General features: G+C 31.3%; 7 protein-coding genes and 1 pseudogene. All 8 read right to left on the bottom strand.

Annotated elements, in window-relative coordinates; all coding sequences use genetic code 11:
• Positions 1 to 1,154: spore germination protein (locus V7S50_RS31215; protein ID WP_336376716.1), on the bottom strand; the 1,154-nt coding region annotated here is incomplete at its 3' end.
• 511 nt (positions 1,155 to 1,665) lie between these two features.
• Positions 1,666 to 4,071 carry a PAS domain S-box protein gene (locus tag V7S50_RS31210; protein WP_242252675.1) on the bottom strand — a complete coding sequence of 802 codons (2,406 nt, stop codon included), beginning with the start codon at positions 4,069 to 4,071 and terminating at the stop codon, positions 1,666 to 1,668.
• Positions 4,072 to 4,504: 433 nt separating this feature from the next.
• Positions 4,505 to 4,732, bottom strand: a pseudogene (locus tag V7S50_RS34205) (hypothetical protein); the annotation flags it as partial.
• A gap of 21 nt (positions 4,733 to 4,753) precedes the next feature.
• Positions 4,754 to 6,154: a hemolysin BL regulatory component HblB gene (gene hblB, locus V7S50_RS31205; RefSeq protein ID WP_242253094.1), complete on the bottom strand. Its 1,401-nt coding sequence runs from the start codon at positions 6,152 to 6,154 to the stop codon at positions 4,754 to 4,756.
• 374 nt (positions 6,155 to 6,528) lie between these two features.
• Positions 6,529 to 7,656 (bottom strand): hemolysin BL binding component B, encoded by a 1,128-nt coding sequence (gene hblA / locus V7S50_RS31200; RefSeq protein WP_242252673.1) that lies wholly within the window; start codon positions 7,654 to 7,656, stop codon positions 6,529 to 6,531.
• Positions 7,657 to 7,692: 36 nt separating this feature from the next.
• Positions 7,693 to 8,913 carry a hemolytic enterotoxin HBL lytic component L1 gene (hblD, locus tag V7S50_RS31195; protein WP_242252671.1) on the bottom strand — a complete coding sequence of 407 codons (1,221 nt, stop codon included), beginning with the start codon at positions 8,911 to 8,913 and terminating at the stop codon, positions 7,693 to 7,695.
• A gap of 61 nt (positions 8,914 to 8,974) precedes the next feature.
• Positions 8,975 to 10,294 (bottom strand): hemolytic enterotoxin HBL lytic component L2, encoded by a 1,320-nt coding sequence (gene hblC, locus V7S50_RS31190; protein ID WP_242252669.1) that lies wholly within the window; start codon positions 10,292 to 10,294, stop codon positions 8,975 to 8,977.
• 1,180 nt (positions 10,295 to 11,474) lie between these two features.
• The gene (locus tag V7S50_RS31185; protein ID WP_242252668.1) at positions 11,475 to 12,704 is read right to left on the bottom strand and encodes a helix-turn-helix domain-containing protein; all 1,230 of its coding nucleotides are present in this window, start codon (positions 12,702 to 12,704) and stop codon (positions 11,475 to 11,477) included.
• Between the last annotated feature and the right edge of the window lie 10 nt (positions 12,705 to 12,714).

Genomic DNA, 12,714 nt, shown 5'->3' with positions numbered 1-12,714 from the left:
AGTGCAACAATGATAATAAGTACATTACTTGTAAGACTTGCCTCTACCGATGCCTGTCCAATTACAATACCACCTACGATACCGACAGTTAGACCCACTTTAGTTGGTAAACGTGCCCCCGCTTCTCTCAGTAATTCAATCGTTATTTCTAAAAAAAGTGCTTCGATGACTGGAGGAAAAGGCACTCTACTTCTCGATATGATTAACGTTTCAAGAAGTTCTTTCGGAATTAGCTCGTAATGATATGTTAAGATTGCAACATATAATGGAGTAGTTAAGACAGAAAAAATAAAAGCAAAAAGCCTTAGCAGTCGAAAAAAGGAGGAAATAATCCAAGGCATGGTGTAATCTTCTGTCGTAGAAAAAAAGTCAATTAATGTTGTTGGAAGAGTGATAGCATAAGGCGATCCATCTACAAAAAGTGCAATTTTCCCTTCTGCTAATACAGCTGCCACACGGTCAGGACGTTCTGTATTCAAAAATTGAGGGAATATAGAATTCGGGTTGTCTGCAATTAACTGAATTAAATAAGTACTATCCAAAACATGGTCTGTTTTTATTTGACTTACCCGTTTTATAATTTCTTGTAGATTTTGATCATTTACAATTCCCTCAATAAATACAATTGCAACAGTTGTGTTAGAGAGAGAGCCTACTTTCAATTCCTTCATTTGTAAATAAGGTGTTGGAAGCTTTCTACGTACTAAATTTAAATTTACATCTAAATCTTCGACAAATGCGATTTGCGGACCAACAATATTGTATTCAATTTCAGCTTTTGTAATATCCCTTTTTTCTTTCTTTGACACATTTACTAACAAACAATTTAATGTATCTGTATCGAACTGAATAAGTATATAGCCATTTAAAATACTATCCTGAATATCTTCCATTTGATTTGTTATTTTTGAATTCTCAAAGGGTAAGACAGACTGAATATCTTGTAACGAATCGAAGCTCTTCTCTTTTATATAAGTCAAAACCTCTTCATGAAATATATTTACATCGATTAATGTTCTAAAATATGAAATGACTATAGAGGAATTATTAGAAGCAATTTCCAACGTTATAAAATCTTTAGATTTTTTTAGTAATTTCATTAAATCCTGCAAAGATTCTATAGAGTAAACAGATATTCTTTCATGTGGTTTCAATTGATAATACCCTTCCTTTCAGAAAGAAACTATATATAGTTTTCAGGAAATTGCTATTTTTAAAATTAGGGATGGTGATATGTAAATATATTTATTGAATTAATAATAACGCCTTTGAAAATAACTTAACCAAAATTAGTTAAAAAATGTATTAAAAGTAAAAATAAGAAATGTTTTCAAGCATAATTACGATATTAAAAACACCCTTTCTTTTGGTTCTAAAGAAAGGATGTTTTTATAACAGGCTTTTTCGAAGGTTTTAATTTAATCCTAATTATATTTTTTATAAATCCTAAAAGTGCATTCCTTATTTTGGTATAATATGTAGAAATTGTTTTTTAGAACGGTAGATACCTACATAAGCTAAGTTAAAGTGTCGATTAAGTCCCTCCATGCTTAATAAAATCCCTGTTATGATTTCTAACTGACTACACCAGTTGAGTAAGAGCCGTAGTAGAGAATAGCATTACATTCTGTATGGTTTCTTAAAAAATTTCAGTAAAAGAATATATTAATTTTGAAGTGTACAAATAGGGAGAGTGACTTCAACTATAGTCCCCTTATTCACTTCACTCTCAATAAATACCTTTCCCTGATGTGTTTCAATAATTTTATAACAGATCATTAACCCTAAGCCAATCCCCTCTTCTTTAATACTATAAAAAGGTTCTCCGAGGTATGGTATACGTTCTTTTGGAATCCCACACCCTTGATCGATAAAACGAATGCTTAATTGATTATTATCAAGTATATTTAATTGAATCAGAATTTCCCCTCCCATCGGCATAGATTCAATGGCATTTTTTAATATATTAACAAATACTTGTTTTAATTGATTTCCTTCACATGAAATCAATGGAATACCAGGGTTACGATCGATTCTAATTTTTATATTATTCATAATTGCTTGAGGTTGTAGTAGCATTAAAACTTGATCCATTAGCACACTAATATCATTAGGTTTTATTTTTAGCACCTGTGGTTTGGCTACCACCATAAATTCAGTTGTAATACTCTCTATACGCTCAATCTCTGATGATACTATATTAATATAACCCTGATTATTCTCATTTTCCGTTGATTTTAGTAATTGCATGAACCCTTTCATTACAGTTAATGGATTATTAATCTCATGAGCCATTACAGTCGCTAATTGTCCTACAACAGCAAGTTTTTCAGATTTTCGTAATAATTCTTCTGTTTTTAGCCGTTCAGTAATATCACGAGAAATACTTAGGAAAACTTTTTTACCATTTAAGTTAAAAACACGAACACTAAACTCAGTTGTTATTACTTTTCCTGTTGGAAAAACATATTCATCTTGCAAAGTGAAGGAAGTTTGTCCCTTTTTAATTTTTTCTAATAACCTTACGATCATTTGAGAATCTTGTGGTACTATATTTGAAAATGATAATGAGAGCAACTCTTCTCTACTATATCCAAATCTTCTACACCCAACAGGATTTACCTCAATAAATCGACTTGGAGCATTATCTTCATTCAGCTCTACTACATATACCGCATCAGTCGCTTGTTCGATTAGTGCACGGTACTTCATTTCACTATCTCTTAATTGCTGGTGTAATCGATGCCGTTCTCTTTCTGCTTGTTTTCTTTCAGAGATGTCTCTACATATTGCTGATAAAGCTATCACATTTCCTCTTACATCTAGTATAGGAGAAACTGTCAGACTGACATCGAGAAGACTCCCATCGCTCCGTTGTCTAATAGTTTCTAATCTAGTAACCACAGATTCACCTGTTAGAATTTTCTGAATATTATTAAGCGATTCTTCCATTAAAAAATCTGGTACACAAGGTAATCTCTTACCTATGATTTCTTGTGATGACCACCCAAATATCTTTTCATAAGCTTTATTCGCTTGTAAAATATGCCCTTCTCGATCAGAAATGGTAATAGCATCTAGATTGTGCTTTATAAATGATTCTAATAATTCTTTGGTAGCGCTTAATTCTGATTCTACCTTTTTCCTTTCGGTTATATCAACTGTAGAACCAACAACTTCAATAACTTGTCCATTTCGTTTAATCGGCCTAAGCGCAATAAGAATAATAGTTTTATCATTTGGCCAAGGTAATTCAAATATAATTTCTTTTCCTTCCCATGCCTGAAGATAGTACTTCATCAATTGTGGAACTAAATGTGGAGGAATAATAGAAGCATCAATAGTACGTAAGCTTTTTCCTACCACCTGTTCAGAATAAAATCCGTTTTGATGATAAAACTGTCCATCACATAAAGTGTGTATAAAGTGCTTACCCACTTTTTTAAATTTAAAAATTCCTCCTTGAAGCTCATGTACGGTATCTGTAAGTTCTTGCTTCGATTTTTTTAATTCTCGATTCATTTTAGATAAGTCCTGTGTTAAATAATACAATCTCTGGTAGGCTTCCATAAGAAATAGCCCAATTAAAAGTCCTAACGCTATATATAATAAGCCTCCTGTGTAAAGTAATGTAGTATTAAATAATACGCCAACTAACCACTTTATTCCAATAAAAACAGAAAAATAGAAAGATGCACTTTTAAAAGGATGTAGTTTTTTAAAATAAGTTTTAAAAGTAGAAAATAGAATCCCCATACCTAAATAAGCAATCACAGGAGGTTCCCAATACCCTCCAATGTAAAAGACACGCATTAAAATTATGCTAATTAACGTAATCCAACCAGCAATACGACCAAAGTAAATAAAAGATAGAATAAGAGGAACAACTCGAAGATCGTAGGAAAATCCCATGTATGGAAAAGAAAAGAACATTAACGTAACTGCAATAATCCCTCCATAGAGCTTTTCGAAATATCGACTAGAATTAATTGTAAACACTTGAATAAATATTGCTGCGCTAACTAATAAAGAAAAAATAGAAAGATTGATGAAATAATCTTTAATAATCATGTAATGTCCCTCCTTGCATTAAGTGTATTCGACAAAAAAGCTAAAAATCCTACAAATAGTATAAACAGTTCAAATGCATAAAATTTAAACTAGGATAAAATCTAGAAAAGTAAATAAGGAGCACAGCAGATAAGATATTTTAGTGAAAAATAGTTTAAAAAAGATAATAGCAACCGTTGACTACTATTATCTTTTTTCTTTAAGTTATCGTAATATGTCTGAAACTCTAAAGGGACGTGGTATGTCATTTCATCGAACGATCATTATGCGCTGAGTTCATGAATATAGAAATTTCATCTGTAATTTTTGAAAAATAACACAAAAAAACAAAACTATCTTTAAAAATGGAAAAAGCCTATATAAATGTCAACTAATCTATGTACAAAAACGTTCACTTAATTTTGTATAAAATTACTCCACTTAGGAAGCTAAGTAGTTCTTCAAGGTTGATAAGAACACCTGTAGATGCTTCAGGATAACTACATAATTGTATGAGTAATGTACTTGAAATCTTTCGATAAAACCATACACATAATACAACTAACTCCTTAGTTCAATATTTACTTTTTCGTTGAACAAATTCTTTTGCTTGAGCAAAGTATTCTAGGATATAAGGAGATTTTTCAATTAACTTGGTGTCTAGTTTATTGTCCAGCTCCAATTACTTTGTTACTTTTCAGATTCAGTTCATTATATTTTGTACTTTGTCTTTATACACAACATATTCTTTGCCATCCACTACTGCTACTACCGCAAATTCATCATTTGGATTGAATGAAAGCCAATCAGCCCACATGTTAGTATTAGCCCCTCCACTCCACATATTATGAACAGTGTTTTTAGTTAAATTCATAAGTTTATAAGACGCATTTGGCGCATTTGTTCCAGTCTTTATTTCAAATGTGTAGGCGTTATGAATTTTTTTATAAAAGTAGAAAACGTTTGCTGGACGAAGCTGATTCAAAAAATCCTGTTCTTTTTTCTCTGCAATTTTTATCCCTTCTTGCAAAGTGACAACATCTGTTTTTAATGTTTTCCAACTGTTTTTCGCTGCATTCAAGCTAGGGGTTAAGAATTTATATTTATTTTGATCAGCTTTTTGATCAGCTTTATCAATATGTCCCAGTACACCCGAATATTGAGAATCTAAATCCTCCCATTGCGTAGACATATAAGTAAGAGCAGTGATAGCATTATCAAGCATACTATGCATATCACTAATATTATGAAATGCAACTCCAACTACACGATTCAATGTTATTTTATAATCTACAGTCTGACGCAATTTTGCTAATTCAGGTTCTAGCCAACCTAACTTACCTCTTGCATCACCTATCATTATGCCACCAGCAATCAAGGTTGGAATAAAGGGGATTTTCACCATGTCTAATCCCTTAGATTCTATGTCTTTTTGATATTTTACTTGTCCTAAAAGGTCCTCTAGACGCTTTTGATCAGCCTCCACATCAGCACCTTGGTTTTTTAAAATCGATTGCAATGTCTCTTTATGACTTCCAAATGTTCTAACATCTTCTCCAATAGCATTTTTTAATTGAATTAATTCTTCTATTAATGCTTTTGCAGACTTTTGATTTTGTTGAATTCCTCTTTGTAAATCTGTAATCCCTTTTTTTAAAGTATCTCCATTTCCAGTATTGATCGCCTCTACTAATGTTTCATAATGATTTTCAAATTTTGTATCGTATTCTATAATGCCTGTCAATTTATCAAAAAGATGTTTTTTTACTTGTGTATTCCATGTAACAGCATGTGCTCTTGCATTCTTTTGATCTTGTACAATTTTACTAGGTAAATCCGCATTTCCATTAATAGTTATTCCTTCAAAACTCACATCTGGATTATGAATTAGCAAATAAGAATATTCATTCATAGCTTTTGCAAATAAACCAGCATCTTGCAAAGCTTTTTTCATCTGTTCTTCATTTGCTGAAAGAGACATATCTTGAGTGTTCGTTTGTTCAATTTCAATTGCAAAAGTTTCTATTGGTATGACTGCATAAGTAGTTGTTATAGTTAAAAACGCTGATACAGCGAATAGTTTATTAGGGATTTTTTTCATTATTTCTTATTCCTCCTATATAGGGTATGATTTCAAATTCTAATCTTATTAAAAAGCGATGTCTTTCAAAATGAGTTCTACATCTTTTATCAGTATCGTTTGAACTTTCTTTAGCAGCCTTCAAATCATTAAGTATTAAAGAAAATTTATATAATCTGCTTCAAATTAATCGATTCTGTTGCAAATTTTAAAAAACAAATAAACTACAAGGTTATTTTTTATTCGAATAATACTTATATATAATTGAAAGGCGAAGTCTTTAATGAGACTCCGCCTTTCTGTTATATAAGGGTTTATTAATTATAACTTTTCTGTTTAACAGTGTAATCATAGACTTTCTATGTTTTAGTTCACCTTACAACAGAATTAATATTTCCCTATTTTTGTGGAGTAACAGTTTCCACTTTTAATTCCTTTATTCCTTCTTTTAATGTAACAGCATCTGTTCGTAATGTTTTCCAACTGTCTTTCGCTGCATTTAAATTAGGTTTTAAGAATTTAAATTTATTTTGATCGGCTTTTTGAGCTGCATTCTCAATATGCCCTAGAACACCCGAATATTGAGAATCTAAATCATGCCACTGCGTGGACATATAAGTAAGAGCGTTAATAGCATCATCAAGCGCCTTGTGCATTTCATTAATATTACTGTAAGCAACTCCAACTACACGATTTAAGGTTACTTTATAATCCACGGTCTGACGTAATTCTGCTAATAAAGGCTCTAACTTACCTAAATTATCTCTTGCTACTCCCACTATGATACCGCCAATTATTGGTAGACCCAAAATAGCACCCTTCATTACATTAAACCCATCAGATTCTAATTGTTTATAATAGTTTACTGATCCTAATACTTCTTCTAGACGCTTTTGATCGGCATCAACATCTGCACCTTGATTTTTTAAAATTGACTGCAAGAGCTCTTTATTACTTCCAAATGCTCTAACATCGTGTCCAATAGAGTCTCTTAATTTAGTTAATTCTTCTATTAGTTGTTGTGCATACTTTTGATTTTGTTGAATTTCACCTCGCAAATCTGTAATCCCTTCTTTTAAAGTTTCTCCATCCCCTGTATTAATCGCCTCTACCATTGTTTCATAATAATTGTCAAATGTTGTATCGTATTCAACAATACCATTCAATGTATCTAAAAGCTGTTTTTTTACTTTCGTATCCCAAGTAACAGCATGTGCCCTTGCATTCTTTTGATCTTGTACGATTCTACCAGGTAAATCTACATATCCATTAATAGTAATTCCTTCAAAATTCACATCAGGATTCTTAATTAACATATAAGAATAGGCATTCATAGATTTTGCAAATAATCCAGCCTTTTGCAAGGTCTCTTTCATTCTCGCTTCATTTGCAGAAAGAGCTGTATCTTCATTGTTCGTTTGTTCAATTTCACTTGCAAAAGTTGTTAATGGTGAAACTACATTAGCAGTTGTAATAGTTAATAACGTCGATACAGCGAGTAATTTGTAAGGGATTTTTTTTATCATTTCATTTTCCTCCAATTTAGGTTTTAAATTTCAATTCTACTCCTGTTTAAAAGCAATATCTTTTGAAATGAATTCTGCATCTTTATGAATATCATTCCAACTTTCTTTAGCGGCTTTTAAATCATCTGGTATTAAAGAGAATTTGTGGTCTTGCATAGAATCGATATTATCCAGTAAATCTGTATAATTTGCGCCCATTGTATTCCATTGCTTTTGAATATTTGTTAGAGACAATATCGCTTGATCTACAGTCTGATATAAATATGCCAATGTTTCTTTCGCGTTAGTAAGCGAAAGAACTGCTTGATTAGCACGATCTGCTTTCATACTTAATTCTCCGATTTTGTTAGAAATTTCGTTATAGGAGTCCATATGCTTAGATGCTGTGACACCAGCCGCAGTTCCTAGACCGATACCAGCTGCTCCAAGAGCTGAAAGTCCACCAACAACAACTGGTGTAGCTGTGCCGCCAGTTACAACAATAACTACCGCTCCTCCAATAGCTGCAATAACTAAAATAGCTGCTCCCAATCCACCACCAATTGACCACGCTAATACATCATCAAAATGTTTTTTCTGAGTAGAACGAAGTTGCTCAATTTCAGCTTGAAGTTGTGGAATCGTTGCCTGTTGACCTGCTAATATTGCAGTTAATCCACCTTTCCCATCTGGACCACCAACATTATTTTTAAAATCTGTAGAATTTTGATATAGTTTCCCTTTGAAGTCTTGTAGCATCTTAATTACATCTGTAACTTCTTTTGAATTTGTATTGATTGTAGTAATTAAATCATTTATACCCTCTTTTAGGCCTGCCTTATCTTTCTTTTGTACCGTTTCTACTAATGTGTCGTAATAATTTTGAAATTGTTCATCGTAATTTACAATATTACGAGCAGTTTTTTGAATCTGTGGCTTCGCTGTATCTAACCAGTAATTCGCATTGATTCGTGACAGCTCTTGATTAAGGTGAATATTTTTGAGCAACTCTCCCCCCTCTGAGCCTAAATCGATATTAGATAAATTTACATTTGGTTGCTTAATCATTGTTTTTGCGTATAAATCCATTACTAGAATATGAGACCCTGTTTCAGCCAATGCTTTCTTCAGTCCTTCAGGGCCCAATGCATAATTGCCTACTTTTTGTTCTTGAGCGGTCGTTTCTTGTGCAAATGCATGAATAGTGTTACCGGTAGTAGCAGTTATAACAGTTGCTAATGTGGCTAAAGTTAGTACTTTGAATGGAAATTTTTTCATGACTATTCTCCTTCTTTCGCTAAATACCTATAATCTTTATAGATTTTCAAAAAACGTAATATCAAAATTTATATACTTGTTCTTCAAGGTAACTTATTATATTTTTTAATTGTCTTAATGTATCTTTTTGAGACTGCTCGTTAGTTGTATCAACATTAGTAGATAATTTTGTAATGCTATTTTTTATTAGATTTAAATCTTCTTTATAGCGCTTTAGTAAATCAAGTTCTACATCTACTTGATTTGCAAACGTATGCAAATCATTTTGTGTAAGAAGAAGCATTGATTTTTGTAAATCAGCTATTGATAATTTCGTTGTTAAATCATATATTTTTTGATTTTGTTTCTCTAAATCATCTAAATATGCTCGCTGTTCTGCCGTTAATTTATTTACTTCAGCAAAAACGCCAAATGTTTTCTTAATCTTTTCAGTATCAATGACCTTCATCAGGTCATACTCTTGTGTTTTGGCTGCAGCTGCGGCTGCTATTTCACCTTGTTTGCTTTTCTCAATTGCTTCACGAGCTGCTTTTTTTGCTGATTCAATCTCTAGAGCAGTTTTACCTTGCTCTGTTGCTTCTTGCACTGCTTTTTTCTCAGCTTCTAGAATAGAGTTGTTAATTTCTTTTCCTTTGTTATACGCTGCCACCCCTGCTTGAGCAGCTGGTTCAATAATTTCTTTTGAAAGACTATAAACTTCTTTGAATATAGCAAATCCCTGTTCATTTAAAGCCCCTGGTATTAATGCAATTTGCTGTAAATCATTTTGAATTGCTTTTTTGGTATTTAATATTTCATTTTTTAACTGGTCTATTTTTCCTGTTCCATCTGTACTTAGTATGCCTTGCGCAGTTGCCACATCAGTATCAAAATCTTTTAATTTTTTATCAAGCTGTAATTTAAGATCTGTTAATTCATTGATTTGCCGTTGCGTATTTTCTTGATTCGTCATAGCCATTTCTTGAAGTACTTCAAGTCTATCCGAAAACCCTTCTCTATCTTCTTTATTGTCTACAAACGATTTTAATGTCGGGTAATAGCTATTAAATTTTGTTACAAATCCTTTACTTTTTGAATTTAATAGAATTAACTTTGGATAGAGTTCCGATGACCATTCCTTCATATCTTGTTTGATTAGGAATTGATTTGTATTTAAAGCTGTGACTTCCTCTAACTGTACATTAGGACTCATTAAAGATTGATCAATATACGTTTGGATTAATTTAGATTGCGCACCTAATTTTCGTAATGAAGAGGAAATATCCATGCCTTCCTGTTGAGTTTCTGCTTGAACGATTGGTGTTGCGAGAGTATTGATAGGAATATTTCCTCCAGTTACAATGGATGTGACTAATAATCCTGTAATTATTTTATTTTTCATTCCGTACACTCCTTTACCATTGTTTTTATAACTTAATTCATATAACTTGTACGACCTCTCTCTTTGTAAACTGGTTAGGAAGGAGAAATCTTTCAGATAGGGTAATATCGTTATTTTTTACTTCTAATAGGATGTAAGGATTTTACTTATCTCTCATTTCGATACTCTATTTTTTCAAATATAAATAACAAAAATTTATTAACTATATTTGAATCAAGCACCCTATGAATAGTAACTTATTAATCCTTCCCTAGAATTGCGGTTTAACTTACAGAACCGCGAGAATCAATAAACCAATGCTTATAGCTAATTTTGTCATAACATTTTTAAATTTAAATTTAGTAATATTTTTCTTAGTTTTGTCAGCAAACTCCTTACTAGACAACAAAAGGTGAAATTATACTGTACATCGCTTATACTTTTATTGCGGAATAACTTCACTTTTGTTATGCAGAAACTTAGAACACGTTTATTACAAATTTGATTCTTGACCTTTTGTTAATAAATTGACTATTTAGAAAATTATTAACGACATAATGTTAATTACAACTTCACTATAATTCCTATTAGCGTAACCTTCTCCTTTCTGTCTGGTCATACCAGTTATGTTGTTCATTAAAACATTAAATTTTTAATGCGTAAATAGAAAAATTTTGTCGATTAAGCTCGATAATTTACTGTTAAATAAAAATATGCCCCGAAAAAAATTATATAAATATAGTTATTCGTAAATTTCATTTCTGTAATTGCAATGATTACAAATTAATGTGTATACGGTTAAAAATAACTATCTTATCTCAACCAAGAAATTTTATTTTAGAAAAAATACTTATAGAATAATATTATAGGTCTTTTTATACTTTTTTACCTTTATTTAGTTATGTATAATTGCATAAAATGTAGATATATTTAGTAATATATGTTATATTTTTGATTTTTTCACAAAACATCCTAATATCATTATTATTAAATATTTAATATGAAGATATTAATCTATAAACTTATCTTCGTTATAAACGTAGGTTCTAAATTACAAAAAAGCTGCAAAGCCTCCTTGAAACACTTTGCAGCCTTCTATCTTTTTGTTTCCTTTAGCAAAATAATGGTTAGTGAATTTTTATTTTTTAGGATACTTATACCCATGTTTAAGTCTTTACATTGGAGACAGCAGATAACAAGCTTATATTATTGTATATTTTTCACGGTACTGCCTAGGAGTCATGCTAGTGTTTTTTTTGAAAACTCTTATAAAATAACTTTGGTCATTAAAATTAAGCCAAGCACAGATATCTGATAACGAATAAGTAGTGAGTGTTAATAATTTTTTTGCTTCTTCCACTCGTTCCCTTTGAATATATTCGCTTAAAGTGATTCCCATTTCTTTCTTAAATAGTTTAGACAGATAAGTAGGCGTAATTTCTAAATGATTAGCAAGTTCATTCAGAGATATTCCATCGTAAACATTTTTATTAATATGTTTTATACATGTAGTAACCGCGTAAGAATACTTTTTTGCATTGTATTCTTTCACACGATCTGCAAAGGTACGTAAAGCGTCCCCTGACAAACGCTTTACAGATTCTACACTATCTAATTGTTCTAGGGTTTGTATATATAAAATACTATGAGCAAAAGCAATATCTGGTGGCAGATTTCCTTCTATTGCATATCGAGTGGCTAAGGTAATCGCAATAATTCCAAGGTTTTTTTGATTCCTGAGCGGATCCTCTATTAGCATAAGTTCAACATCTTCTTGCGAAACCGCATACATATACTGTACTAACTTTTTTTTATTTCCTTCTTTGATAGTCGAAAAGAAATCATTTACTAATGCCATATTGTGCGTTTTAGGTTTGTTTTGTCGGCGTTTTAAAATATATAAATCAGGTTTCACAATTTTATTAGGAATTTCCTCTAGTACTTTATTTTTTTCCAAGACAATATCTACATCTAACTTTTCATTGAAAATCATGTAATGTAATAAAATTCCCATATCAATTAATGTAGTTTTTTTAATCTCAGATAAACACTGATAATAGGCAAGTCTTTCTTGAATGTTATCATTTGATTTAAATTCTTTCTGAAATTTTATGATCATATCATCTGAATCTTTTGGATGTATAGTAGGACCGATTATAATAGTCCCTTTAATATCATCATGATTTTCTATATGAATTAGAACAAAATTTTCAAGATAGTTGTTACTTCGGAAAAGTGGCAAGTTAAAGGGATCGTTTTCTTGATAAATATCACTAAGATGTTCTTCTTTTGAAGAATAAAAAGGACTACAAACATTATCAGATGTAGAATGATATAAAATTTTTCTGTCTGCAGATAAAATATGTACAGGGGCATTAAATGCTTTATGTGCAAGATCACACAAGTGTTGTATATCGATGGAAGTATTCATTACATTCTCC

This window comes from Bacillus sp. CCNWLW194 (assembly GCF_037120585.1).
GTDB classification, from domain to species: Bacteria; Bacillota; Bacilli; order Bacillales; family Bacillaceae_G; genus Bacillus_A; species Bacillus_A basilensis.
This window is presented reverse-complemented; position numbering and strand designations above follow the sequence as displayed.